We start from the raw sequence: 25,803 nt of genomic DNA, 5'->3' as shown, positions 1-25,803 counted from the left end.
TTAAGAGTCTAAGGCCTTCGGAGGGAGGAAGTACTTATATGGAAGATTACAAAGTGTAAAAGTGAGAGAGGGGGGAGGAGGGAGGAGGGAGAACTGGCTTTGGGGTTCTTTGCTTAACAGAGTTCGTGAGTTGATCGAAAGCTAATGCATGGAGTCGCCTCACGAGTTCCTCAGATGATTGTTTTATTCTTTGAGTGAGAGGTGCTGTTTTTGTCTCGTAGGCTAGAGGTGAAAGGGCAATCATGATCAAAACGACGACTTCAGACTTATCGCTTGATGAACTGTGGGAGACGGTACCGTTGGGTGAGCAGACTTTTCGACCTGAGCAAATTACCCATCTTCCTGAGTCGGTGCAGCAGTATCTCAACCACGCCATTGCTTACAAAACAGTGCTTGCGTCGGCGGTTCGCTTACGGATGCATGGCGAAATTAAGTTGCAGCGTTGGCTTCCCTTTAGAGCGGAGCAAGTGATTTGTCGAAGTCGAGGAATGATCTGGCAGGCTACAGTGCGAATGAATGGCATTCCGATCAAGGGATTCGATCGCCTGGTTGATGGAGCAGGCTCAATGCAATGGAAGCTGTTGGGCGTGATTCCAGTGATGATGGCTGCGGGGGGTGATGTGACGCGATCGGCGATGGGTCGAGTTCAGGCAGAATCGGTCTGGTTGCCGTCTATCTTTTGTGACGATCGCGCTGATTGGACGGCTGATGGTTCACGTCTTCACGCTCAATTTTTCGCCTATGGCAATTTAGCAAAGCTCTCGCTGACAGTTGACCAGGGGCGACTTCTAACCGTAATGTTGTCGCGCTGGGGCAATCCAGAAGGGGCTGAGTTTCATGATGTGGACTTTGGAGCGATCGCAGAAGAAGAACGAACGTTTGGCGGCTACACGATTCCGACTCGACTGCGAGTGGGCTGGTATTTTGGCAGCAATCGCTTTGAGTCAGAGGGCGAGTTTTTTAGAGTGACGATCGAAGATGCGATCTATCGATAAATCAGGGCGTAGGACGAGAAGCCAATTTGGGTGGGGGAATGGTAATGTCGATCGCCGTTACGGGTTGCCCCAGACTGGCGAGTGAGGGTTGAATATCTTTCTGATTGCCCACGACTAAAGTCACAATTTTTTCAGGCTGAAGATATTTTTTTGCAACACTTTGAACATCAGCGATCGAGGTTTTCTCAACTTGCTGGCGATACCGAAAAATGAAATCCATCGGATACTCAAAGTACTCATATCTCAGCAATCGCGAAAGCGTCTGACTGGGATCTTGAAAGTTAAAGATAAACGAATTCAATACAGAATCTTTAGCGAACGCTAATTCACTTTCAGAAACAGGCTGAGTGCGAATCTTTTCTAACTCGCCCAACACTGATCGAATAAAGGGAACTGTCGCGTCCGATCGCGTCTGTCCTCCTGCTATAAATACGCCTGGGTAATCGAACTGCGGACTCCAACTGGCGTAAACTGAATACGCAAGACCCTGGCGCGATCGCACTTCGTTAAATAGTCGCCCTCCAAATCCACTTAACACATTGTCCATAACAGACAGCGCTGGGTAATCGGGATTTTTTAGCGTATCGCCCAGATGCCCCATTTGAATATAGCTTTGCGTTAGCTGTGGCTGACTGACAAAGAAGATACCGCCCTGTTTGGCTTGAGAAACGTCTGGTAGTGAAGGAGTGGATCGAGCTTTTGCGGAATTCCAGGTGTTGAATTTTGACTCGATGAGCGATCGCATTTTTTGACTATCAAAATCACCTACAATTCCCAAAAGCATATTTTTGGGATAAAAATAGCGTTGGTAAAAACTGATTAAGTCTTCACGGGTGACGTTTTCTAGTGTTGCATATTCAACGGTTCTCGCGTAGGGACTAGTGTTGCCATAAATAAGTTTTTCAAATTCTCGACCTGCAATTTCGTTGGGGTCATCGTTGCGTCGAGCGATTCCTCCTTGCGTTTGCAGTTTTGCTAAATTAAATTTTTCAGGCGCGAAGGCTGGCTGCTGAATCACTTCTGCAAACAAGTCAAAGACTTCCGTTAAGTCTTCGCTGAGAGCGCTAAAACTGGCACTTCCTGACGTAGAGCCAATGCTCGTTTCGACGGAGGCCGCCCGTTGTTCTAGGCGTTGATTGAGTTGGTCAGGGGAGTTTTTTTGAGTGCCGCCCGATCGCATCACGGCTCCAGTCAATCCCGCTAAACCTGTTTTATCGAGGGGTTCAAAGCGATCGCCTGTACGTACCAGTGCTGTACCGCTGACCAAAGGCAATTCGTGATCCTCCATCAAGTAGACGATCATGCCGTTTTGAAGCTGAAAGCGAGTGTAGTCAGGCAGCTTAATTTCGGGAGGGGATGAAAATTTGAGATCGGTGTAATGCTTGGGTACGTCAGCAGAAGCTGGGAGAATCAGCGCCAACGATAACAGCAACGCAGGCAAGACAATGAACGAAAATACAAGTGTAACAGTTTTTGCAATCCGATTTTTACGATTCATTGCTTTCATTCAACACACAATCCCTAACAAAACTTTCAACACTCAAGCCAACAGTTCGTCAACGCCCATTCTAAAACCTGGTAACACGATTTGAGTACAAACCACTTCACCAGAAACAAAGATTTTTCTCGTCTCCTGAGTCAGGACGATGACCCAAAAATTGTTTGGGAAAATTAGCCAAACTTCTTCACCACCAGACTGCAAATACTCATAGGCTTTTGCAATCACAGCTTCTGCAAAGTCAGTCGGTGAGACCACTTCAGCACTCAACGGAAAACTTTGGGGCAGCGTTTCAGCATTGCCAAACTGAGCCGCTAGAGATGGATTCAAGTAGGCAACATCTGGCTTGCGTCCTTGTTTGTTTGTGCGACACGGCGCTTCTGTATAAACTTCTCCACCCAGCTTACTTTGCTCTTTGTAATTCTCCCAGTGAGTTGCCAGTTTTGCCTGGACTCGACCATGCTTCAGCGTCATTCCATTATTTGCAATGAGATGTCCATCAACCCAAACCTCCGGATTCTTATGGATTAGCGCTCCATTGACCCATTCTGTCCCTTTCACAGGGTTTTGCATCCAATCTTCTAGAGAGCAGATTTCTCGCAAACTGGTAGAAGTCATTTTGTTACTCCTGTTACGTCTTGATTTGAGCTTAACGTTCTAGAGGCAGAATGCGTCCGATCGTTCGATTCTCAGCCGTAAAGGTTGCTTTAGCGACGCGTTGGACATCATTGGGAGTAATTTTGGCGATCGCTTCCAACTCTTTGAATAAATTGCGCCAGCTTCCGGTTTTGACTTCATACTCCAACAACGATTCAGCCATGCCGCTATTTGAGTCGAGCGATCGCAGCAATCCCGCTTTCGCTTGAGTTTTTACCCGGTCTAATTCTTGAGCAGAAACCAACTCCGTTTTCAGGCGTTCTGTTTCCGATCGCAGCGCTTTTGCCGCATCTTCCACTGATTTTCCGGGAGCCGTCAGCGCGTAGAACAACATTAAGTTGGGATGTTTGTCGCCGGGAAATCCATTGAGTCCCTGAGCGGCCAACGCGACTCGCTTCTCTTCGACTAGAGATTTGTATAAACGAGACGTGCGCCCATCGCTGAGAAGACTGGCGATCGCTTCGTAAATAATACTATCGGGATGGTTCAATGCGGGACGGTGATAGCCTTCGAGATACCAGGGTTGTGAGTTGAGACGCAGGGTGACTTCTCTAGTCTGAGTTTGAGGTGGCTCCACAGCCGTCACATCTGGAGGAGCAGGTCTTGATTTGAACCGACCAAAATAAATCTGGGACAAGCGCTTCACTTCTTTGGGATCGACATCTCCCACCAGGGCGATCGTCAGATTATTGGGCGCATAGTGAGTCTCAAAAAATTCCTGCACATCTTTGCGCGTCAGATTGCGAATATCCTGGTCGTAGCCAATCACCGGACGCTTGTAGGGATGAACCTGAAACGCTTTGTCTAAAAAAGCTTCGATCATTTGCCCGATCGGGGAGTTATCCGTCCGCAGTCGGCGCTCTTCGAGAATGACAGCTTTTTCTTTGTAAAACTCGCGAAACACTGGCTCCAAAAAGCGCTCTGACTCCAACGACATCCACAGTTCCAATTTGTTTGCTGGGAAGCTATAAAAATAGCGAGTGGCATCGCTCGACGTATTAGCATTCAACCCCACGCCGCCTGCTTGCTCAACGATGCGTCCCAGTTCGTTTTGCTCAACCAGCTTGGCGGCTTCGGCTTCGGTGCGATCGAACTCCTGCTGCAATTTAGTCGCTTCTGCGCCTTTTGCGGTTTGGATTTGTTCAGAAAGCTGATCTAAGCGATCGAGCAAGGGCTTTTCTGCTTGAGCATTCGTCGTTCCAATTCGCGTCGTTCCCTTAAAGGCCAAGTGTTCTAAAAAGTGAGCCACTCCTGTTTTTCCGTCCGGCTCGTCTGCGCCGCCCACATCTGCATAGGTGAGAAACGAAACAACGGGAGCCTGGTGCCGTTCCAGAACAATAAACTTCATGCCGTTGTCGAGCTTAAACTCAGTGACCTGATCAATCACTCGATCCACATAGGGCTGAATGGATTGAGTCGGCGGAACTTCGGTACGAGCATAAGCGGCTTGAGGCAACCCTTCCCACGTCAGAACGATCGCCAGAAAAATTACCAAACGAATCACAAAACATCTGAAAACTTGACTTTGCAGCAATGGATCTCACTCACGATGAAGAGCAACGGGATCAAACTCTTTAAAGATAGTGAGTAATGGCAATTTTTGGGGAATTTTTAACGAGTTTCTTACTGACGAAAGCTGCGCTGACGGTAGAAAATATAGGTGTCAAACAGGGCACCGACCAGAGCACAGGCGCACCCAATCACCAGTGAGCCTTCTAGCGCGTTACCATTACCAAAGGTTTGAAGAAAGATTTTGACCTGCTCAAGCCCCATTCGAGAAAAGCCATCCAGCCAGGGAAACAGCCCCAATAGCCCTAGCCCGGCGATCGCGCTTCCAACCAACACCAAAGGGGCAATAAAGCTGAAGACGCTTGTCAACGCGAGAGAACGCAAATAGCTGGATGCAAGGCTCATATACATGGCACACTCTGAGCAGTCATACAGGACAGGTAAACTGGAAAAACGCTTTCCGAGTCTTCCTCCAAACTTCTTCCAAGATAGAAGTGATCAGGGTAGTTCCGACCAATTGTTCAGAAATCTTAAATCTTTATAAAGAAACTTGGTGAACTTTCTCACAGCAGTATGACATTCACCCAAAGATTTTTTTTGTAATCCGCTTTACCAGTTGCTGACCTATTGGAGAGATTTAGGCAGATCTACTTACGGGCAGAATTTGCGTTTCAAACTTAGTTAAATGGCTTGTGTCTTCAGAGTGATGAAGGAACGATCGCAACTTCGTAAAATCACTCCATTCCGTTAATTTGACACTGAGGAATTTCTATGCAAGTCCTTAAACATCCAGAAGCCAACAATAATCCTGGTGATCCTCGAAATCGTGAAGTGGTTTTTCCGGGCTACGACATTCAGGACGGTAACTTGGCGACTCCGATCAATTCGTCTCCGATCGTCCGGGCTTATATCAATGCACTCCCAGCTTATCGGGCTGGATTGTCACCGCTGCGTCGAGGGCTAGAAGTGGGAATGGCTCACGGCTACTGGATTTTTGGCCCATTTGCCAAGTTGGGGCCGTTGCGCGACACTGATATTGCTAATCTGGCTGGGTTGCTGTCTACGATCGGGCTGCTAATCATCTCCACACTCACCCTTTCTCTCTATGCCAGCAGCAATCCTCCTGGGCCGACGGTTACCATTACAACGCCCAATCCACCCGATACATTCCAATCAGAACACGGTTGGAATGAGTACGCCAGTGGTTTTTTGATTGGGGGAATTGGAGGAGCAGCCCTTGCTTACTTTTTGCTGAATAATATTGCTTTGTTTAAGAACTTTGCGGCAGGGCTGTAGGCGATCGTCATTGCTACTTTCTTAGACTAAACAAGATTGAATTCACATTAAAAAATCAGGCGGATGCAATCGATAAGACTGGATCTGCCTGATTTAGTTTGAAGCGTAATCTAGTTGACCGATTGTTTGAGCAGTTTGGACAACAATTGATCAGTGAAGTCAGTTAACAGACTGCGGGAGCAGGCTCAAAGAGGGCTGTTTCAATCTTGCTCAAGGCTTCTTCGAGGTCATCATTGACGATTTGAATGTTAAACTCATGAGCCGCATTCACTTCTTCTCTGGCTCTTGCCAAACGCCGCTCGATCGCACTGTCAGAATCTTGTCCCCGTCCACGAATGCGAGTTTCTAGCTCACTCATCGAAGGGGGCAAAATAAACATTCGCAGCGCACTGGGGAAGGTTTTGCGAATCTGCCTCGCTCCGTCCAGTTCAATCTCTAAAATTACCCACTGTCCTGATTGAATCTTTTCTTGGACTGCCTGACGAGGAGTGCCATAGCAGTTGCCTGCAAATTCTGCCCATTCCAGTAGTTCGCCCTGCGCGACCATCCGCTCAAATTGGAGCCGCGTCACAAAGTAATAGTCCCGTCCGTCAATTTCTCCAGGACGGGGAGCGCGAGTTGTGACTGAGACAGATACATAAATTTCTGGATGACGACGAAGCAGCGATCGCAGTAAGGTGCCTTTTCCTACACCGCTTGGCCCCGTCAAAACAATGAGTCTACCCTTGCCCATAGTCTGCCTCGAATGCGTTAGCGCTAAAGTTCCCGGTTTTGTGATTATGTGAGTATAGCGTGTAACCTTTATGAGTTTGGAGTTCTGAGTTCTTAATCCAAAACTTGGAAGAAGTCAAAACGCTACTCTTCTGTCTCTCTGGTAAAAACAAATCGATTGGCCACCGTTTCGGGCTGAATGGCTGAGAGAATAATATGTCCTGAGTCTGTAATAATCACGGCTCTAGTGCGTCGTCCATAGGTGGCATCTACGAGCCTTTTTTCGTCTCTTGCGTCAGTGATGAGTCGTTTAATAGGCGCAGATTCAGGACTGACGATCGCCACAACTCGATTGGCGGACACAATATTGCCAAACCCAATGTTGATCAACTTGATATCGGTCATGGGCGGTTTGTCCGATCGAGCCAAGCTAGGGAACTCACCCCTCATCGTATCTGCAAAAAAATCTCACTACAAGGTAAACACGCAAACTTAATACATAGCTTTTGGATACCGGACTTAAGACAGCAAATTCAAGACATTAAACTCAAAACCTTTTCTATTCACTTCTATTCACAGTCTAGCCAGTCCTGAATTCCTTATTTTTACGCCACACGATAGACTCAAGAGAGGGATGAATTCGTAACAGATGAATTAAAAACAATGGTTGCAGAATTGAACTGTCAAACCTGAAGACTGTTCATCCTTGATTGTTCATCGTTTCTAAAGAACTATTTTGCAACCTGTTGACCTAACGACATTGACCGCGACCTGCTGCGAAATTCGGACTGATTGGCTGCCTGCTCGATTGGAGCAAGTCTATCAGCACGATCGCTTTACGGTATCTCTGGCGCTCCGCACATTAGATCGGCGAGGTTGGCTAACGATTTCCTGGCATCCGCAAGCGGCTCGAATTGGGGTGGGCAGTCCGCCGCCTCGGACTCCAGATACCTTTACCTTTAGTCAACAGTTGCGTCATCAGGTGGGAAATCTGGCCCTGGTGGCGATCGTCCCTGTGGCTGCGTGGGAGCGTGCGATCGATCTGCAATTTGCCAAACGTCCGGGTGATCCGGTTTTGTGGCATTTGTATGTCGAGATTATGGGCAAATACAGCAATGTGATTTTGGCAAATCAGGACAATCAGATTGTGACAGCGGCTCATCAGGTGAGTTCTAATCAATCTAGCGTTCGCCCGATCCAGACGGGTCAGCCTTATGAGTTGCCGCCTGCGCTCAGAGATCCGAGTCCCACTTTGAGCGAAAGTTTGGAAAGCTGGCGATCGCGCGTTGCGCTGGTGCCCGGTGCCATTCGTCGTAATCTGCTCAAAAACTATCGGGGTCTCAGTTCTGCCCTGTTGCTCTCAATGCTGCAAGCGGCAAAGCTTGACCCAGACGAATCGACCGAAAATTTGACCAATGCAGATTGGGAGCGCTTGTTTGACCGCTGGCAGACCTGGCTAAAGACGCTAGAGAATGGCGAGTTTCAACCGGGTTGGACGGCGACAGGCTACACCGTAATGGGTTGGGCGATGACTGAGCCAGTGAGTTCGGTACAAACGCTGCTCGATCGCTACTACACCAACCAACTCAACCAGCAGGTTTTTGGGCAACTTCGTCATCAAATTCAGCAGAAGCTCAATACGCTGTTGGGCAAGCTACGAGTCAAAGCAGATTCTTTTAAAGGTCGGTTGGCGAGCGCTGATCAGGCTGATCAATCAAAGCAGCAGGCCGATTTGTTGATGGCGCACCTGCATTTGTGGGAACCGGGACTAAAAGCGATCGAGCTTCTAGACTTTGAAACCGAGCAGCCGATCAAGATTCCCCTTGATCCCGAAAAAAACGCGGTGCAAAATGCTCAGGCACTCTACAAACGTCACCAAAAATTAAAACGAACTCGTGGGGCGATCGAGCCGTTACTTCAAGCCGTTCAAGAAGAAATCGACTACCTCGAACAGGTCGAAGCCACGCTGACTCAATTTACAGACTATCAAGCGCCCGAAGATTTAGAAGCGCTGGAAGAGGTGCGCGAAGAACTGATTCAGCAAAACTATATAGAAGCGTCTGACTACCAAAAAGAACCAGCTAAAGAAGATGCGGCAAGTCGTCCTTATCAGTACAAAACGCCCAGCGGCTTTGAATTATTGGTGGGAAGGAACAATCGACAAAACGATCGATTGACGCGATCGGCAAATGAATACGATCTCTGGTTTCACACTCAAGAAATTCCTGGCAGTCATGTCCTTTTACGACTGGAACCTGGAGCCGCGCCTGACGAATCTGATCTGCAATTTGCGGCTGACTTGACGGCCTACTACAGCCGCGCTCGACAAAGTGAGCAAGTCCCCGTCGTCTACACCGAACCCAAGCACGTCTATAAACCTAAAGGCGCAAAACCTGGAACGGTTATCTACAAGCAAGAGCGCATCCTCTGGGGACAGCCTCAACGAGTCAGCGAAAAGTAGCGATTAGACCCGGCAATCAGTCAGGCTTTTCGATCGCGTCCTCTACCATTAGAAAGAGCTATGTCACCAAACTGTGAATATTCGTGACAAAAAGTTTGTGTATGTTGTTACAATGTTGAGCGAATAGGGCTTAATGACCTAGAAAGAACCCGCCGCAAGTATGGGAACACGTGGATGGGTCTTCTCCAATGTAAAAAGATACGAAAACGACAACAGGTTGATTTGGGCCGGCTTCTTGACAAAGCTGGCTATTTTTTTCGCCAAACGTCACTAAGACGAACCTTCACAAAGGGTTGGCAATTACTAGTTTTTACCAGTAAATTTTGAACACTGCCGTATCACAAAAAACAGTCTGCTTTCTCTAACATCCAAGGTGAGCGATCGAAAGCGTTTCGCGATATGATGCAAAGCCATTAATGCCCCCAAGTCTCGGTAAATCCTTTCGGTGAATCCTAACTACGCACTCGTTCACGAATGGTTAACGCCCAAAGCAACAGGTGGCTCAGAACTTGTTGTGCAGGAAATTCTCAAACATGTGGATGCTGATTTGTACGCACTGATTGATTTTGAATCGGTGAATCCCAAAAGCTATCTTTATCAGCGCAAGATTGGCACGACTTTTTTACAGCATTTTCCGTTTGCTCAAAGGGGTGTTCAGAAATATTTGCCGTTTTTGCCGTTGGCGATCGAGCAGCTTGATCTGCGTCACTATGATGTGATTCTCTCGTCGTCTCATGCAGTGGCCAAAGGCGTTCTCACGGCTCCGCATCAGATGCACATTTGCTATTGTCACGCCCCAATGCGCTATGCCTGGGATCTGACATTTGACTATCTAGACGGCAGTAGATTAGGGCGGGGTTTGGCAGGCATTCCAACTCGATATTTGTTACATCGACTGCGCCAATGGGATGTGATTTCTGCCAATCGAGTTGATCATTTCATTGCCAACTCTAAAACCACGGCTCGACGCATCTGGCGCTACTATCGACGATCGTCCAAAGTGATTTATCCCCCTGTGAATATCGATCGCTTTCCGTTTAACTCTGCCAAACAAGATTTTTATGTCACCGTTTCTCGACTCGTTAGCTACAAAAAAATCTCACTGATCGTTCAGGCGTTTAATCAATTGGGATTGCCTTTAGTTGTGATTGGCAGCGGTGCAGAACTCAAACACCTGCAACGCATCGCCCAGCCCAATGTTCAGATTTTAGGATGGCAACCCGATGATGTCGTGAGCGAGTATCTTTCTCAAGCCAAAGCCTTTGTCTACGCGGCTTACGAAGATTTTGGTATCGCTCCCGTCGAAGCTCAAGCCTGCGGAACTCCTGTGATCGCGTTTGGGGCAGGCGGCACTTTGGAAACGGTGCGAGATGTGCGGCAACACGGCAGCCAGGGAACGGGCGTTTTATTTCCTGAGCAAACTGAACAAGCGGTGATCGAAGCGGTGCAAATTTTTGAAACACACTATTCTATTTTGGAGCCAGCCGTCGCCCGGTCGCACGCTCTTTATTTTCGAGCCGATCGCTTCCAACAACAGTATTTGTCATTTTTAGAAACCGCTTATCAAGACTTTCAAGCCAAAAACTCCTGACATTTCTGAACAAATTAGTCAAATTAGTCGAAATTACTCATTTACCTGGGAGCAAATTTCCTCAGATGGGGTCTATGGCTTTATGATTTGACTGTGTGGTGTGGAATTGTTAAGGAGTAAGATGACTGCCGAAAGCCGACTCATCTCCGGTAAATCTATTCGGACATTTCTCAAGCGTGAGATAAGACCGCTTATTCTCAAAACCCTGCATGGGAAACGCGCTAAAAGAATGTTTGATATTGCATTCTCGCTTGCAGTTTTAATTTTGTTTTCTCCGGTTTATCTGCTTCTCTCGATGCTGATTGCGCTCAGTTCGGAGGGGCCCATTTTCTACGTGCAAGAGCGCGTCGGGAAAAGCTACAAACGATTTGGCTGCATCAAATTTAGAACGATGGTTGCCAACGCCGACGAAGCACTGGTGGAGATCATGGAAACCTCTCCCCAGATGCGCCAGGAATTTGAAGACAATTTCAAACTCAAGTACGACCCGCGCATCACCTGGATTGGTCAGATTCTCAGAGTTACGAGCCTCGACGAGTTTCCTCAATTTTGGAACGTGCTGAAGGGCGATATGAGTGTGGTCGGGCCGCGTCCCCTTGTGGTAGAAGAATTGCCCAAATATGGACAACATATCGATCGCATTCTCACCACTCGCCCTGGCATCACAGGATTGTGGCAAGTCTCCGGGCGTAACGACATCCCCTATCCTCAACGGGTCAGAATGGATCTCTACTACGTCAACGCTAGAAATTTTTGGCTAGATCTACGGCTGATTGTGAGAACGATCGGGGTTGTCCTCTTCCCAAAAAACAACGGCGCGTATTAGATTGCAAAGCGCACCCTACGTCAGCTTTGGCCTTATGAAATATCGGGGTCTGTAGAAAACTTCTTAACTGAATTTTCAAAATCAATCAAATCGATCGACTTTCTGCTCAAAGCTTTACAAAAGCTTCAGGGAGTCGATTTTTTATGTGGAAACCATCAAGCCTGACTGCCGATCCGGACTAAACCCCCCTTGCGTGTATTTACTAGCAGCACGGCTCTATCAAATTTGCGTTTCTACCGCTTGGTTTCTAGTCTTCATCAAAGATCGAAACGCGACCTTGAGCAGTCCAGCACAGTACGGCGAGTGATGAATCCTTCAACAAATCTTGTTCTAGATTCTATCGAACCTTCATCACCCAAACAACCGCTTTACGGTAGCCTGGATGTTATTTGTGCGACTGTCCGAGGGATAACTAGACGTAGAAAATTCAAGATAGATTGACGTTACAGTAATCGGAAGCGAGTCAGCGATCGTGCATGGCGGCTCCTTTCTAACCAGTAGTTGCAGGCGAGGAAAATCAAGAATGACGCAGCGTAAGCGGGCACTTTTAACGGGTATCACAGGTCAAGACGGCTCCTATTTGAGCGAATTGCTTCTCGAAAAGGGCTACGAAGTTCATGGCATTATTCGTCGGACTTCGACCTTTAACACCGATCGCATCGATCACATTTACGAAGATCCCCACGTCGAAGATGCAAGACTGTTTTTGCACTATGGCGATCTGGCAGATGGCACCACGCTGCGCCGCATTTTAGAAGAAGTTCAGCCTGTCGAAATCTACAACCTGGGCGCTCAATCTCACGTCCGCGTTAGTTTTGACTCGCCAGAATACACCGCCGATGTCGTCGGAATGGGCGTTCTGAGAATTCTAGAAGCCATTCGTGACTATCAACAGCGCACCGGAATCGAAGTTCGCTTTTATCAAGCAGGCTCTTCTGAGATGTATGGCAAAGTTCAGGCCGTCCCTCAAAATGAAGACACGCCGTTTTATCCTCGCAGCCCTTACGCCTGTGCCAAGATGTACGGTCACTGGCAGACGGTCAACTACCGCGAATCCTATAGCCTGTTTGCCTGTAATGGGATCTTGTTTAACCATGAATCTCCCCGTCGCGGCGAAACCTTCGTGACTCGCAAAATCACCCGCGCTGTTGCTCGGATTGTCGCTGGCAAACAGAAAAAGCTCTTTATGGGCAACCTGGATGCCAAACGCGACTGGGGCTATGCCAAAGATTATGTGCGGGCGATGTGGCTGATGCTGCAACAAGAACAGCCCGACGACTATGTGGTCGCTACGGGTGAGACGCACTCGGTCAAAGAATTTCTGGATCTGGCTTTTGGCTATGTGAATCTGGATTGGCAAGACTACGTTGAGTTTGACGATCGCTATCTCCGTCCGACTGAGGTGGATCTGTTGATTGGCGACCCGGCAAAAGCAAAGCAAAAGCTCGATTGGGAACCCTCTGTCACCTTTGAAGAGTTGGTTCACCTGATGGTTGAGGCTGACTTAGGCGCATTGGGCTTAGGCTCCCCCGACAGCAAATTTGCTCAAGATCACGCCACCATTCGCCAAAATCTTGTCGGTAGCACATCGTTTTAGGATCGCACTTGCCCTGGAGAAGAGCATGACTTCAACAACGTTAGATCTCAAAAATAAGCGGATTTTGGTAACGGGCGGCGCTGGCTTTTTGGGTCGTCAAGTGATCAGCCAACTCTGTGACGCGGGGGCTGACTTAGAGAAAATTACGGTGCCGCGATCGCAAGACTGTGACCTCAAGCAGCTCGAAAACTGTCAACGGGCAGTCGATCAGCAAGATGTGGTTGTTCACTTAGCGGCTCACGTCGGCGGTATCGGTCTCAACCAGGAAAAGCCTGCGGAGTTGTTTTATGACAACTTGATGATGGGCACTCAGTTGATTCACTCGGCGTATCAGGCAGGGGTTGAGAAGTTTGTCTGCGTGGGTACGATCTGCGCCTATCCCAAGTTCACACCTGTTCCGTTTAAGGAAGACGACATCTGGAACGGCTACCCCGAAGAGACCAACGCCCCTTATGGGGTTGCTAAAAAAGCTCTGCTGGTGCAGCTTCAAGCCTATCGTCAGCAATATGGATTTGATGGCATTTACCTTCTGCCTGTGAATCTGTACGGCCCCGAAGACAACTTTGATCCGCGCAGTTCGCATGTGATTCCGGCGTTGATTCGCAAGGTGCATGAGGCGCAGATTCGAGGTGACGAACAGTTACCTGTGTGGGGCGATGGTAGTCCGACTCGTGAGTTTCTCTACTCGGTGGATGCGGCGAGAGGAATTGTGATGGCCACTCAGGCATACAGCGATCCTGAACCTGTCAACTTGGGAACGGGGTATGAGATTTCGATTCGCGATCTGATTACCTTGATTTGTCAGTTGATGGAGTTTAAGGGTGAGATTGTTTGGCAAACGGATAAGCCCAATGGTCAACCGCGTCGCTGTCTAGATACCGAACGGGCAAAAGCCGCTTTTGGTTTCACCGCTCAGGTCGGATTTGAGGAAGGCTTGAGAAATACAATCGCCTGGTATCGTCAAAACGCGCAGTAGTCGATCGCTCAAAATTCATCGACTTTTAGGGACACTCAGCTTTGGGTGTCTTTTTTTGGGTGTCTTTTTTAATGGTCAGCCTGCAATCATTAGGGGAATGTCTCAGCGATCGGTAGTTTGAGCCAGTCACTCAACTCCCGCGCTAACCAGGTCAACTCTGCCGCAGAGAGCGATCCATCGCCGCCTAGCTGATATTTTCGTTTGCCAGCCCAAACTCTAATCGCGCTGGGATCTCCCTGGTAGAGTTCCAGCTCTGTGATGGCAAGTCTGAGACTGGGTGGAGGATCTGCTTGAGTCGAGACTGCCATACGAATCTGCTGATTGTCGATAAACAGGCGAGTGTAGGTGTCTTGACTGTCATCTTCAAATGGGATCAAAATATCAATCCAATCGGGGCGTTTGAGCAAAATCACATTGCTTTGGTCGGGTTTTTGAGTCTGCGAATGAGTTACGGAAATTGCCTCGTCAGTCAATCGCTCGGAGGGAGGCGCGTCATACAGTCTGGTTTGGCGAATCGGCAGTCTTAGCCAATCACTGAGTTCGTTTGCCAACCATCTCAGCTCTGTTGCAGAGAGCGATCGATCGCCGCCCAATTCATAAACCTGCTTGCCTGCCCAGATTCTCACGACGCAATCTGTGTCGTAGGTTGCTGCCTGATACTCTAGCTCGGTAATCGATTCTCTCGTGTTAGAAAGCAGCGTTAGAAGTTTGTGTTCTAAGACAACAGAAAGTGCGATGCATTGGGCATCAATGCCGAGGGTGTAGCGATCAACAAAGGAAGAAGATTTTGGCAAAGGTTTTGGAATCACTCGCATTACTGCGATGAAACAAGCAAATACGAGAAGGTAGTACAAAGAGGCGCCCCACCCAAAGAACAGTCCCATCATCAAGCAACCCACAAACCCGGTGGTTCCTTGGGTGAGAAAGTTTTCTCGATCGGGAGCTTTGAAATTAACTTTCTCGGTTCTCGCCTTGGGAAATTGGATGATCAAAAGATCGCGAGTGGCAGACAATTCAACTCGCCCTTTCAGAGAAGGCGCGATCGCGCAAGACTGAATTTTTGGTGGTTCATTCAACCAGTGCAGCGCTTTTTGGGCGGAGAATAGCCGCACGTCTAAGTCGGGTTCTACGAGTTGGGTGAGCCAGTTTGTTAACTCTGGGCTGAGATTGACCAGCGATGCAAACTGAAGGCGTAGCTGTTTTTGTGGAAGGTTGGCAGGGTGTTGCCCCGTCAGTAGATAGATCAGCGTTGCGCCTAAGCTGTACAAGTCTGAAGCAGGACAGGCTCGTCCCCCAAACTGCTCTGGCGGCATGTAGCCATAAGTGCCGACGACGGTGATCGTGCCGCTTTCTTTGGCCAGCAAGGTTTGCACTGAGCCAAAATCGACGAGGTACACCTGACCGATCGAGTTACCAGAACGATTGCCCAATAGAATATTGCTCGGCTTGATGTCGCGGTGAATCAGGGGAGGATGGCGATCGTGCAAATAGATCAGTATGTTGAGAAGTGCCTGGGCAAGCTCTTTTACGTCTGACTCGGCAAAAGTGCGTCCAGCTTTGAGGTGCGATTCGAGCGATCGCCCTTCGACGTAACTTTGCACCAGCGCAAACCCCTGACCGTTGGGTTGAGTGAACTCGAAAAAATCTCGGTATTGAGGAATGCAAGGATGACTGAGCGATCGTAGCGTTTCTGCCTCGCGCTCAAACAGTTTCAGGTCACTCCAATCAAATTCTTGACCAAAGGTGAGCAGTTTGAGGACGACTTGTTCTTGAAGGTGTCGATCCCAGGCTAATAGCGTTTGTCGCCCTATTTTTTTGCCAAGCTGCTGCCGAATTTCGTAGCGATCGTCTCCGATGACTTGACCTATCATAAATCTGCTCCTGCTGATGTTGAGCGGGCGATCGCTGAAATTTCCAATTCAGTCTAGCTAGAATCTTCTTGATTTGGGGAAGCAGACATCGGGCGCACAGAGACTTGGGAAAGCGATCGCTCTCACTTCCAATGTTTGCAAATCAACTTGTCGAATTGCATGATTGTTAGTGTCAGCAATATAGAGATGAGTTTGAGTAGCGCTGAGTCCCGAAGGTTCAAAAAATTGGGGATATTTACCGTCTTGATGTCCAGGGGTGCCGTCTCCCAAAACGGTATGGCAGAGGCGACTTTCAGGATTCACAGATTTAATTTTGTGATTGTAAGTGTCTGCAATCCACACAGAACCGTTTGCAAAGGTGATGCCTAAAGGGTGTTGGAGTCGAGCCGCGTCATCTGTGCCGTCTACATCGCCAAAGCCATACAGATCGCCACTGCCGCAAAGGGTTGTCACTTGGGACGATCGCAGATCGATCGCCCGAATTGAACTGATTTCACTATCTGCAACAAAAAGGGTTTCTCCATTGGTAGTGAGTCCGCTGGGTTGGGCAAATGCGGCGTGGGTGGTGTGTCCGTCTGCCCAGCCTTCTGCTCCGCTGCCTGCGTAGGTTGTGAGAATTCCGGTTTCTAGTAGCCGCCAGATTTGATGCGAACCTGCCATTGCGATGAAAAGTTGATTTTCGCTCAGTTCCAGATCCCAGGGAGAATTGAGGGCAATTTCTAACGCTTTACCGCTGTGGGGACGTAGATTTCGGCTTTGTTGTCCGGTGCCTGCGATCGTCTCCACCTTTCCCCGCTCTAAATCCACTCGTCGGATGGTGTGATTTCCAGTATCAGCGACATAGAGAATCTGATGGATGGCATCGATCGTCATGCCCTGCGGCGCAGAAAATTGCGCGTCCGTAAACTGCCCGTCTGTAAACCCTGGTTTGCCTGTTCCAATAATCTGGAGAACTTCACCCTTCAAGGTACTCACCACAATCCGGTGATATCCGGTATCGGCGACAAAAAGGCGATTGCTTGCCTCGTCTGCCAAGACTTTTCCTGGAAAGGCTAAGGGTGTAATCAGAGAATTCTGCTGTTTTTCGAGGGTGAAGGTGATTTCTTGAGGGGCGACCCCTTGCGGGTAACTCGAAGCGACCCCTTGCGGGTAACTCGAAGAGATCGTTCCTTGTGCTTTCTCAATCAGCTTGCCGATCAGTTCGTCTAAAAATTCTCGCTTGCCTTCTCCCGACACCGTAGCGACAACATACCCCTGGGGATCGATCACCACAAAGGTTGGATAGGCTCGAACTGTATAGTCTTGCCAGACTCGAAAATTGCGATCGATCAACACTGGATGCTCAATGTCATAGCGCAAAATTGCCTGACGAATGTTCTCAGTTTCTTGCTCGTGATCAAACTTGGCAGAGTGAATGGCGATCGTCGTCAAGCAATTCTGATATTTCTCTTCCAAATATTTCAGATCGGGCAGAACATGTAGACAGTTGATGCAGCCATAAGTCCAGAAGTCGAGCAAAACAACCCGCCCTTTGAGATTTTTGAGCGAGAGGGGACGATCGGTATTTAGCCAAACGGAGTCTTGAGGCAGTTGGGGGGCACGGACGCGAGGCATAAAAAATTTGCAAAGCTTGATGCCCTCACCCTAGCGAAAAAAAGAGGCCCGATTCGATCGCGCCTCTGATTCTACTAACTTGTTTGTTGCTGACTTTTACTGAATGGCTGGGATGGGGATGGGTTCGTCAGAGGGGGCTTCTAGTGTTTTGGGGAGTTCGATCGGAGTTTCGGGCGGGGCGGGTTCAACAGGACGATTCGTTTGATTTGACGGTTCGGCGACTTTAGCGGCTGGCTGTCCTGGTTCAGTGGGTTTGACTTTAAGAGGAGGTGAGGCAATTGGCGGATTAAGCGGCATTCCCAATCGCTTCTCTAATTCGCTTCTCGGCTTGGTTGCAGGCACTTCGGGAGTTTCAGGTGACTGAGTTTCAGGAAGCGAGGGAGCTTCTTCTGGTTCAGCTTTTTCGACTGCTTCGATCGGGTCTTCTACAAGCGGCTCAGGCGCAGTGCTGGGAGAAGGTTGGGGCATTTCGGGGCGACGGAGGCGATCGAAGAATCCTTTCTGAGGGGTCTCTTTGACGGGTGAAATCGGAAGTTCGGGAATTGGCTCCTCTGAATCCGTTGGCTCGACTGCTTCTTCAGGAACAGGTTCTACAGAGGGAGTCGGATCTGGTGTGATAGTTGGAGACGGTTTTACTGTTTCAGGACGGCGGAAGCGATCGAGAAAACTTTCTCTGGGGGCTTCTTTGACCGTTGGACTCGAAGGGTCTGAAGTTGGTTCTTGGGCTGGCTCGACCCCTTGCGGATAACTCGGAGAGACCGTCTCTTCAGGCGTTGGCTCCACTGTGGGAGTGGGTGTCACCTGTGGGAGTGGTTTTACCCGTTCGGGGCGACGGAAGCGATCGAAGAATCCGCTTTGAGGGGCTTCTTTGACCGGGGGAATCGGAAGTTCGGGAATGGGCTTCTCTACTGACTCTGGTGGAGCTTCCTCTATCTCAGGAATGGGAGACACACTCGGAGTCGGGTCTGGCGTAGGAATGGGAAAGGGCTTGGGCGATCGAGGGCGGCGAAAGCGATCGAAGAATCCGCCTTGAGGAGCCTCTTTAGCCGATGGAACCGGGAGTTCGGGAATGGGGCTTTCAGTCGGTGGTGCTGCTTTGGGCGTTGGCTCCACAGTAGGAATGGGTTCAGGAGTCACACTTGGCGTTGGTTCGGGAGAAGGTTCCAGATTCTCAGGACGGCGGAAGCGATTGAAGAAGCCTTTCGGCGCTGGTGACTCAGGCTCGCCCCCTTGCGGGTCACTCGGAGAGATCGCAGGCTTCGTCTCGTCTTCTTTGGTTTCATCCTCGATCAGCTTTTCTGTCGGGGTCGGCTCCGGGGTGACTTCCACTGACGGAACAGGGGACGGAACAACGGGGATCGGCTCTGGAGAAGGAGTCGGTGCTGGTGAAGGTACTCCAGGCTTGTCGTTTTGGTCAACGATGCCACGAGCATCTGCCGCAGAAATTTCACCACGAACTAACTTAGACAACGTATCTTTGCCGTTCGGTTCATAGGTGAAGACTCGTGCCGTGCTGTTGTAGACATTCTGAATCGAATTGCCCTTCTCGTCGATGTACTGCAACTGCACCCAATTTTTACCTGGCTTAAAGCCTTTGAGATAGAGCGGCTGCCAGCGATCGACCACAAAACTCTCCCCATTCACCGTCACCTTAATGCGCCAGTCCACCACATCATCTTGCTCATCTTCTTCGGCGACAAGGTGCAGAGGAGCATTGGTCAAATAGAAATCTAGCAAAATTGGTTCTGCGCCATATGTCCCCTGTGGACGGCTATAAGTCAACAGCGGCAAATTGGGATCAGGATTATTGTCAGAAGTTTTGGTGAAAACGTGAAACATCGTCTGGGCATACGCGCCATCATTCTTAAAGCTCTCATGCCAGGGACGACCCGCCAATACTCGAATCGTATGAGTCCCAGGGGCCACATCTGTGAATGTAATGGGCTGACTCGTGTCGTAAACTGCCCGATAAGGCTGATTATCTAGAAAGACATGCAGATGAGATCCCAGTCCCAAACTCTCATCCTTATATAGGGGCAGATCCTTGACTTGAAGCCGCACCTCTACGGCATCGTCCTGCAACACTTCGCCCGCACGAGGAGAGACGATCGTCACCTGCGGCTGATACTTCTCTAAAACCTGCCGCAATTCTTGAATCACCTCTGGCGGCGAAACTTCTGAAATCTTGCCAGCCAACTTGACAGGGGCAGCACCCGGAGCAGGCGGCTCAACGGATACAACCTTTTCGCTGCATCCCCACAGATTTAACAGCAGCAGTCCAGATATCAGTAACGTCTTAGCAACAGTCCACCAGCGGTTGATCCCAAACACCGAGCATACTCCTACATACGAACCAGTCTTCAGCTACCAGCTTAGGGGTTTGTGGGGCGATCGATTGAATATTTCTCAACCTGACGATTTGTAAAACTGTGTAGATATATGTATGAAGGGCGAACTGCGCTCTAAAAACCTGCCAAAACAAGCTGTCTTTAGAGAACGGTAATGGAGGAAATTGAATTCGCGACGACAAATTTAGTCTTACAAAGCACAGATCACTTGCTGCGTCTTGCTTCTACAACAAATTGTTAATAACTAGATGAATAAAATATCGTTTACGCTCAATGGTTTTGATTTACTTTTTCGATGTTTGAGAGATGTAAAGTTAATCGACAAACCCTTGACTTTTGATGACTTGCTAAAAGTTGGAACCCAATCACTATCCCTCTTTCACAGAGTTTGAATTATTGTTAACTGTCTCTGAAAACGTCTTCATCATCCACCTATAATGACGCAATGAGAACCCACAAAGGCTACTTTCATGACGATTGCAGGATTCTGACCTAGTTGTGAAAAGACACTTTGTTCTCAGATCAACCGTTAAGACTGCACGCAAGTTACAAAGCACACGCTTTTATACGAATGAAGATAGCCATTCAGTGCAGCAAAACCGAACCGTCTGGGATCAAAGACCAGCCTGAAGTTCGGAACTTGCTCGTTCCTTGTCTAGAGAGAGGAGAGTCTCAATGACAATTAGCCCACCGGAGCGCGAGGCAAAGGTCAGGGTTGTTGTCGATAAAGATCCGACTCCTACTTCCTTTGAGAAGTGGGCACAACCGGGTCACTTCGATCGCACCCTATCTAAAGGCCCAAAAACCACCACCTGGATTTGGAACCTTCACGCCAACGCCCATGATTTCGATAGCCATACCAGCGACTTAGAAGACGTTTCTCGTAAAATCTTTAGCGCCCACTTTGGCCATTTGGCAGTTGTGTTCATCTGGCTGAGTGGCATGTACTTTCATGGCGCTCGCTTTTCAAACTATTCTGCTTGGCTTGCTGATCCCCTCCACGTAAAGCCCAGTGCTCAAGTGGTGTGGCCGATCTTCGGTCAAGAAATCCTCAATGCTGATGTCGGCGGCGGCTTCCACGGGATTCAGATTACCTCTGGGTTCTTCCAACTGTGGCGAGCAGCAGGCATCACCAACGAATTCCAGCTTTATGTCACCGCGATCGGCGGTCTGGTCATGGCTGGTCTGATGTTGTTTGCCGGGTGGTTTCACTACCACAAACGCGCTCCCAAACTGGAATGGTTCCAGAACGTGGAGTCGATGCTCAACCATCACCTGTCTGGCTTGTTTGGACTGGGTTCCCTCGGTTGGGCTGGACACCAAATCCACGTCGCTCTTCCCATCAACGAGCTTTTGGATCGCGGCGTTCCCGCAGACAAGATTCCTCTGCCTCACGAGTTCATTTTGAATTCGCAACTGATGGCAGACATCTACCCCAGCTTTGCCAAAGGGCTGACTCCTTTTTGGACATTAAATTGGGGCGAATACGCTGACTTCCTCACCTTTAAAGGTGGCTTAAACCCTGTCACAGGCGGGCTTTGGTTGACAGACACGGCACATCACCACTTGGCGATCGCCGTCCTGTTTATCATCGCGGGTCACATGTACCGCACCAACTGGGGCATCGGTCACAGCATCAAGGAAATTTTGGAAGCACACAAAGGCCCCTTCACCGGCGAAGGTCACAAGGGTCTCTATGAAGTGCTGACTACTTCCTGGCACGCTCAACTCGCCATTAACCTGGCAATGGTTGGCTCCCTGAGCATCATCGTGGCGCAACACATGTACGCGATGCCTCCCTATCCGTATCTGGCGACTGACTACGGTACACAGTTGTCGCTGTTTACTCACCACATGTGGTTGGGTGGCTTCTTTATCGTCGGTGGAGCGGCTCACGGTGCCATCTTCATGGTGCGCGACTACGATCCGGTTGTGAATCAAAACAATCTGCTCGATCGGGTCATCCGTCACCGCGACGCTATCATTTCTCACCTCAACTGGGTTTGTATCTTCTTGGGCTTCCACAGCTTCGGTCTGTACGTTCATAACGACACGATGCGCGCTTTGGGTCGTCCTCAAGATATGTTCTCGGATACGGCAATTCAACTTCAGCCTGTGTTCGCGCAGTGGATTCAAAATCTCCACACGCTGGCACCAGGCGCAACGGCTCCCAATGCTTTGGCTCCTGCGAGTTATGCGTTTGGCGGCGGTACGATCGCAGTCGGCGGCAAGGTTGCCATGATGCCGATCGTCCTGGGGACGGCAGACTTTATGGTTCACCACATCCACGCCTTTACGATTCACGTCACGGTGCTGATTCTTTTGAAAGGCGTTCTGTTTGCCCGTAGCTCACGTCTGATTCCTGACAAAGCAAACTTGGGCTTCCGCTTCCCTTGCGACGGCCCCGGTCGTGGCGGCACCTGCCAGGTTTCTGGTTGGGATCACGTCTTCCTCGGTCTGTTTTGGATGTACAACTCCATCTCCGTTGCCATCTTCCACTTCAGTTGGAAAATGCAGTCGGATGTTTGGGGCACAGTCAATCCTGACGGCACCGTTGACCACATCACAGGCGGCAACTTTGCTCAAAGTGCAATCACGATTAACGGCTGGTTGCGTGACTTCCTCTGGGCACAGGCCTCTCAGGTGATTAGCTCTTACGGTTCAGCTTTGTCAGCTTACGGCTTGCTGTTCTTGGGCGCTCACTTTGTCTGGGCATTTAGCTTGATGTTCTTGTTTAGCGGTCGCGGCTACTGGCAAGAACTGATCGAGTCGATTGTTTGGGCACACAATAAGCTAAAAGTTGCACCTGCGATTCAACCTCGCGCCTTGAGCATCATTCAAGGTCGGGCTGTAGGTGTTGCTCACTACCTCCTAGGCGGAATTGTCACCACATGGGCATTCTTCCTAGCGCGGGCACTGTCACTTGGATAAGCCAGGAGGAATAAAACGCACTTATGGCAACTAAATTTCCAAAATTTAGCCAAGACCTTGCCCAAGATCCCACAACCCGTCGGATTTGGTACGGAATCGCTACGGCTCACGACTTTGAAAGCCACGACGGAATGACGGAAGAGAAGCTTTACCAAAAGCTTTTTGCGACCCACTTTGGTCACCTGGCAATCATCTTTCTTTGGGCATCAGGCAGCGAATTCCACATCGCTTGGCAAGGCAACTTTGAACAATGGATCAAAGATCCTCTAAATGTCCGCCCGATCGCTCATGCGATTTGGGACCCTCAGTTCGGTAAACCTGCGGTAGATGCGTTCTCTCAGGGCGGCGCAAACTACCCGGTTGACATCTCTTACTCTGGTCTGTACCACTGGTTTTACACGATCGGGATGCGGACGAATGCAGACCTTTATCAAGGGTCGATCTTCCTGCTGGTTTTGGCGGCCGTCATGCTATTCGCTGGCTGGCTCCACCTTCAGCCCAAATTCCGTCCGAGTCTGGCCTGGTTCAAAAATGCAGAGTCTCGCCTCAACCACCACTTGTCTGGGTTGTTTGGTGTGAGTTCTCTCGCCTGGGCGGGTCACTTGATCCACGTTGCCATCCCCGAATCTCGCGGTCAGCACGTCGGCTGGGAAAACTTCCTTTCGACGATGCCGCACCCCGCAGGGCTAGGGCCCTTCTTTACGGGCAACTGGGGCGTGTATGCAGAAAATCCTGATACGGCGAACCACATCTTTGGGACGGGCGAAGGCTCAGGAACTGCAATTCTCACCTTTTTGGGTGGCTTCCATCCTCAAACCGAGTCGCTTTGGTTGACGGATATGGCGCATCACCACCTGGCGATCGCCGTCCTGTTCATCATTGCGGGTCACATGTATCGGACAAACTTCGGCATCGGTCACAGCATCAAAGACATGCTGGACAGTAAGAAGGGTCTGGTCGGTGGACGATCGGAGGGTCAGTTTAACCTGCCTCACCAGGGGTTGTATGACGTTGTTAACAACTCCCTCCACTTTCAACTGGCACTGGCGCTGGCGGCTCTCGGAGTCATCACCTCGCTCGTTGCTCAACACATGTATGCGCTGCCTCCCTACGCTTTCATGGCGAAGGACTTCACAACACAGGCTGCGTTGTATACCCATCACCAGTACATTGCTGGATTCTTGATGGTGGGGGCGTTTGCTCACGGCGCTATCTTCTGGGTTCGGGACTACGATCCTGACCTGAATAAAGGCAATGTGCTCGATCGCGTTCTCCAGCACAAAGAGGCTATCATCTCTCACCTGAGCTGGGTGTCTCTGTTCCTCGGCTTCCATACCCTCGGCTTGTACGTTCACAACGACGTGGTGGTTGCCTTTGGAACGCCTGAAAAGCAAATCTTGATTGAGCCTGTGTTTGCACAGTTCGTTCAAGCGTCCTCTGGTAAAGCACTGTACGGAATGCAGACCTTGCTGTCTGACCCCAACAGTATTGCTTCGACCGCCTGGCCCAACTACGGAAACGTGTGGCTCCCTGGCTGGTTGGATGCGATTAATAGCGGCACCAACTCTCTGTTCTTGACCATTGGCCCTGGCGATTTCCTGGTTCACCATGCGATCGCGCTTGGCTTGCACACCACCACCCTGATTTTGGTCAAAGGTGCGTTGGATGCGCGAGGTTCTAAGCTGATGCCTGACAAGAAAGACTTTGGCTACAGCTTCCCTTGTGATGGGCCGGGTCGTGGCGGTACTTGCGACATCTCAGCCTGGGATGCGTTCTACCTCGCCATGTTCTGGATGCTGAATACCATCGGCTGGGTGACGTTCTACTGGCACTGGAAGCATCTCTCGATTTGGTCGGGGAATGTGGCTCAGTTTAACGAAAGCTCGACTTATCTGATGGGCTGGCTCCGTGACTACCTGTGGCAATACTCTGCGCCGTTGATCAACGGGTACAACCCCTACGGCATGAATAACCTGGCGGTTTGGGCGTGGATGTTCCTCTTTGGGCACCTTGTCTGGGCGACGGGCTTCATGTTCTTGATCTCGTGGAGAGGCTACTGGCAAGAACTGATCGAAACCCTGGTTTGGGCACACGAGCGGACTCCGCTTGCGAACCTGATTCGCTGGAAGGACAAGCCTGTAGCAATGTCGATCGTCCAAGGTCGCTTAGTCGGTCTAGCTCACTTCACAGTGGGATATGTGTTGACCTACGCTGCCTTTGTGATTGCGTCTACAGCAGGTAAGTTTGGTTAACGCCAATAACCCTGTAGGTAAATAAAAGAGTCCCCTGCCGATCGGTGGGGGATTTTTTATTACAGCAATTCTTTCACTTTATAAAACGGCTCCCAGGTTGCTCGTCTACTTGTTGATCTGCTTCATAATCGTGGTGGAGGCTGTTGTTGTAGATTGTCGAGGAGTGGAGGAGCCTGTGAAGGTTATCTGTGGGTGGATGTGCTATAAATTGGCAAAGATTCAGAATCAACGGGATCACTACCGACATGGAATTATCTGTACTAGCTTTACAAGCAGTGAATATTGCGCTTCATGCGATCGATAAAGTTTCAGGTGGCGCTTTGGAAAAGGCTGGGGCGGATGTTTTAGGTTTCTTGACAAATAGATTTCAAGGCAAACTCCAAATCGAAAAGTCTGAATCAAAACTCTTAGAAGCTGCAATTTTAAGCGAAGCTGAATGGGATAGTAAGTTTCAAGAAGATCTCAAAAAACTAGTAACTCATTATCAACAAATTCAAAATTCTTCCCATGTTTCTCAAAACACTGATTCAGGTGTCAACATCAAGGTTGATGAGAACTCAGGAACAGTTGTGGGGCAGCAGATAGGGCAGCAATTTTTTCGTTAGCCAATTTTTTGACCTCAAAAATTCTGATTTAGAGCCTAATAGAAGTCCATTTAAGAAGCTCCTTA

General features: G+C 49.4%; 19 protein-coding genes. 10 read left to right on the top strand and 9 right to left on the bottom strand.

From position 1 onward, the window contains the following. The first annotated feature begins 242 nt into the window (after positions 1–242). Positions 243–995 carry a DUF6544 family protein gene (locus ACKFKH_RS10545; RefSeq protein ID WP_446858240.1) on the top strand — a complete coding sequence of 251 codons (753 nt, stop codon included), beginning with the start codon at positions 243–245 and terminating at the stop codon, positions 993–995. Between the two features lies 1 nt (position 996). Here the strand turns inward: ACKFKH_RS10545 and ACKFKH_RS10540 are convergent, their stop codons facing one another. The 4 genes from ACKFKH_RS10540 to ACKFKH_RS10525 all read right to left on the bottom strand — a co-directional run bounded on the left by ACKFKH_RS10540 (position 997) and on the right by ACKFKH_RS10525 (position 5,070). After that, positions 997–2,493 carry a M16 family metallopeptidase gene (locus ACKFKH_RS10540; RefSeq protein ID WP_446858239.1) on the bottom strand — a complete coding sequence of 499 codons (1,497 nt, stop codon included), beginning with the start codon at positions 2,491–2,493 and terminating at the stop codon, positions 997–999. A 42-nt stretch (positions 2,494–2,535) separates the two neighbouring features. Continuing rightward, the gene (locus tag ACKFKH_RS10535; RefSeq protein ID WP_446858238.1) at positions 2,536–3,111 is read right to left on the bottom strand and encodes a Uma2 family endonuclease; all 576 of its coding nucleotides are present in this window, start codon (positions 3,109–3,111) and stop codon (positions 2,536–2,538) included. 31 nt (positions 3,112–3,142) lie between these two features. After that, positions 3,143–4,654 (bottom strand): M16 family metallopeptidase, encoded by a 1,512-nt coding sequence (locus ACKFKH_RS10530; protein ID WP_446858237.1) that lies wholly within the window; start codon positions 4,652–4,654, stop codon positions 3,143–3,145. 119 nt (positions 4,655–4,773) lie between these two features. Beyond that, positions 4,774–5,070 (bottom strand): hypothetical protein, encoded by a 297-nt coding sequence (locus tag ACKFKH_RS10525; protein WP_446858236.1) that lies wholly within the window; start codon positions 5,068–5,070, stop codon positions 4,774–4,776. Positions 5,071–5,430: 360 nt separating this feature from the next. Between ACKFKH_RS10525 and ACKFKH_RS10520 the strand changes: the two genes are divergently transcribed. Continuing rightward, positions 5,431–5,955 (top strand): photosystem I reaction center subunit XI, encoded by a 525-nt coding sequence (locus ACKFKH_RS10520; protein WP_446858235.1) that lies wholly within the window; start codon positions 5,431–5,433, stop codon positions 5,953–5,955. A 163-nt stretch (positions 5,956–6,118) separates the two neighbouring features. On the opposite strand, the gene gmk is transcribed toward ACKFKH_RS10520, so the two are convergent. Next, positions 6,119–6,688: a guanylate kinase gene (gmk, locus tag ACKFKH_RS10515; protein WP_446858234.1), complete on the bottom strand. Its 570-nt coding sequence runs from the start codon at positions 6,686–6,688 to the stop codon at positions 6,119–6,121. 122 nt (positions 6,689–6,810) lie between these two features. Next, a complete protein-coding gene (remA, locus tag ACKFKH_RS10510; protein WP_446858233.1) occupies positions 6,811–7,071 on the bottom strand; it encodes an extracellular matrix/biofilm regulator RemA in 261 nt (86 codons plus the stop codon). Between the two features lie 331 nt (positions 7,072–7,402). On the opposite strand from remA, the gene ACKFKH_RS10505 reads away from it, so the two are divergent. The 5 genes from ACKFKH_RS10505 (at position 7,403) to ACKFKH_RS10485 (ending at position 14,117) form a co-directional block, all read left to right on the top strand. Further along, positions 7,403–9,127: an Rqc2 family fibronectin-binding protein gene (locus ACKFKH_RS10505; RefSeq protein ID WP_446858232.1), complete on the top strand. Its 1,725-nt coding sequence runs from the start codon at positions 7,403–7,405 to the stop codon at positions 9,125–9,127. Between the two features lie 445 nt (positions 9,128–9,572). Then, positions 9,573–10,718: a glycosyltransferase gene (locus tag ACKFKH_RS10500; RefSeq protein ID WP_446858231.1), complete on the top strand. Its 1,146-nt coding sequence runs from the start codon at positions 9,573–9,575 to the stop codon at positions 10,716–10,718. A 121-nt stretch (positions 10,719–10,839) separates the two neighbouring features. Next, entirely contained in the window at positions 10,840–11,544 is a 705-nt protein-coding gene (locus ACKFKH_RS10495) for a sugar transferase (protein WP_446858230.1), read from the top strand. Positions 11,545–12,067: 523 nt separating this feature from the next. Beyond that, positions 12,068–13,141 carry a GDP-mannose 4,6-dehydratase gene (gene gmd / locus ACKFKH_RS10490; RefSeq protein ID WP_446858229.1) on the top strand — a complete coding sequence of 358 codons (1,074 nt, stop codon included), beginning with the start codon at positions 12,068–12,070 and terminating at the stop codon, positions 13,139–13,141. 25 nt (positions 13,142–13,166) lie between these two features. Further along, positions 13,167–14,117, top strand: coding sequence for a GDP-L-fucose synthase family protein (locus ACKFKH_RS10485; protein ID WP_446858228.1), 951 nt, complete (start codon positions 13,167–13,169; stop codon positions 14,115–14,117). A gap of 89 nt (positions 14,118–14,206) precedes the next feature. Here ACKFKH_RS10485 and ACKFKH_RS10480 read toward each other — a convergent pair whose 3' ends face one another. The 3 genes from ACKFKH_RS10480 to ACKFKH_RS10470 form a co-directional block, all read right to left on the bottom strand. Next, positions 14,207–15,988 carry a serine/threonine protein kinase gene (locus ACKFKH_RS10480; RefSeq protein WP_446858227.1) on the bottom strand — a complete coding sequence of 594 codons (1,782 nt, stop codon included), beginning with the start codon at positions 15,986–15,988 and terminating at the stop codon, positions 14,207–14,209. Between the two features lie 57 nt (positions 15,989–16,045). Beyond that, on the bottom strand, positions 16,046–17,602 hold the full coding sequence (locus tag ACKFKH_RS10475) for a thioredoxin-like domain-containing protein (RefSeq protein ID WP_446858226.1): 1,557 nt from the start codon (positions 17,600–17,602) through the stop codon (positions 16,046–16,048). 96 nt (positions 17,603–17,698) lie between these two features. Next, positions 17,699–19,933 carry a hypothetical protein gene (locus tag ACKFKH_RS10470; protein ID WP_446858225.1) on the bottom strand — a complete coding sequence of 745 codons (2,235 nt, stop codon included), beginning with the start codon at positions 19,931–19,933 and terminating at the stop codon, positions 17,699–17,701. A 692-nt stretch (positions 19,934–20,625) separates the two neighbouring features. Between ACKFKH_RS10470 and psaA the strand changes: the two genes are divergently transcribed. The 3 genes from psaA (at position 20,626) to ACKFKH_RS10455 (ending at position 25,738) form a co-directional block, all read left to right on the top strand. Beyond that, positions 20,626–22,881 carry a photosystem I core protein PsaA gene (gene psaA, locus ACKFKH_RS10465; protein ID WP_446858224.1) on the top strand — a complete coding sequence of 752 codons (2,256 nt, stop codon included), beginning with the start codon at positions 20,626–20,628 and terminating at the stop codon, positions 22,879–22,881. Between the two features lie 23 nt (positions 22,882–22,904). After that, entirely contained in the window at positions 22,905–25,133 is a 2,229-nt protein-coding gene (gene psaB / locus ACKFKH_RS10460) for a photosystem I core protein PsaB (protein ID WP_446858223.1), read from the top strand. A gap of 245 nt (positions 25,134–25,378) precedes the next feature. After that, a complete protein-coding gene (locus tag ACKFKH_RS10455; protein ID WP_446858222.1) occupies positions 25,379–25,738 on the top strand; it encodes a hypothetical protein in 360 nt (119 codons plus the stop codon). Positions 25,739–25,803: the final 65 nt, after the last annotated feature.

The sequence above is a fragment of the Phormidesmis sp. 146-20 genome, from assembly GCF_052939475.1.
Note: the sequence above shows the minus strand (reverse complement) of the source record. Positions and strands in the feature narration are given on the sequence as shown.

Coding starts and splice junctions, on each gene's coding strand:
- ACKFKH_RS10525 (WP_446858236.1), bottom strand. CDS start 5,070: ATGTATATGAGCCTTGCATCCAGCTATTTGCGTTCTCTCGCGTTGACA.
- ACKFKH_RS10485 (WP_446858228.1), top strand. CDS start 13,167: ATGACTTCAACAACGTTAGATCTCAAAAATAAGCGGATTTTGGTAACG.
- gmd (WP_446858229.1), top strand. CDS start 12,068: ATGACGCAGCGTAAGCGGGCACTTTTAACGGGTATCACAGGTCAAGAC.
- ACKFKH_RS10475 (WP_446858226.1), bottom strand. CDS start 17,602: ATGCCTCGCGTCCGTGCCCCCCAACTGCCTCAAGACTCCGTTTGGCTA.
- gmk (WP_446858234.1), bottom strand. CDS start 6,688: ATGGGCAAGGGTAGACTCATTGTTTTGACGGGGCCAAGCGGTGTAGGA.
- ACKFKH_RS10455 (WP_446858222.1), top strand. CDS start 25,379: ATGGAATTATCTGTACTAGCTTTACAAGCAGTGAATATTGCGCTTCAT.
- remA (WP_446858233.1), bottom strand. CDS start 7,071: ATGACCGATATCAAGTTGATCAACATTGGGTTTGGCAATATTGTGTCC.
- ACKFKH_RS10545 (WP_446858240.1), top strand. CDS start 243: ATGATCAAAACGACGACTTCAGACTTATCGCTTGATGAACTGTGGGAG.
- psaB (WP_446858223.1), top strand. CDS start 22,905: ATGGCAACTAAATTTCCAAAATTTAGCCAAGACCTTGCCCAAGATCCC.
- ACKFKH_RS10495 (WP_446858230.1), top strand. CDS start 10,840: ATGACTGCCGAAAGCCGACTCATCTCCGGTAAATCTATTCGGACATTT.
- ACKFKH_RS10520 (WP_446858235.1), top strand. CDS start 5,431: ATGCAAGTCCTTAAACATCCAGAAGCCAACAATAATCCTGGTGATCCT.
- ACKFKH_RS10480 (WP_446858227.1), bottom strand. CDS start 15,988: ATGATAGGTCAAGTCATCGGAGACGATCGCTACGAAATTCGGCAGCAG.
- ACKFKH_RS10540 (WP_446858239.1), bottom strand. CDS start 2,493: ATGAATCGTAAAAATCGGATTGCAAAAACTGTTACACTTGTATTTTCG.
- psaA (WP_446858224.1), top strand. CDS start 20,626: ATGACAATTAGCCCACCGGAGCGCGAGGCAAAGGTCAGGGTTGTTGTC.
- ACKFKH_RS10535 (WP_446858238.1), bottom strand. CDS start 3,111: ATGACTTCTACCAGTTTGCGAGAAATCTGCTCTCTAGAAGATTGGATG.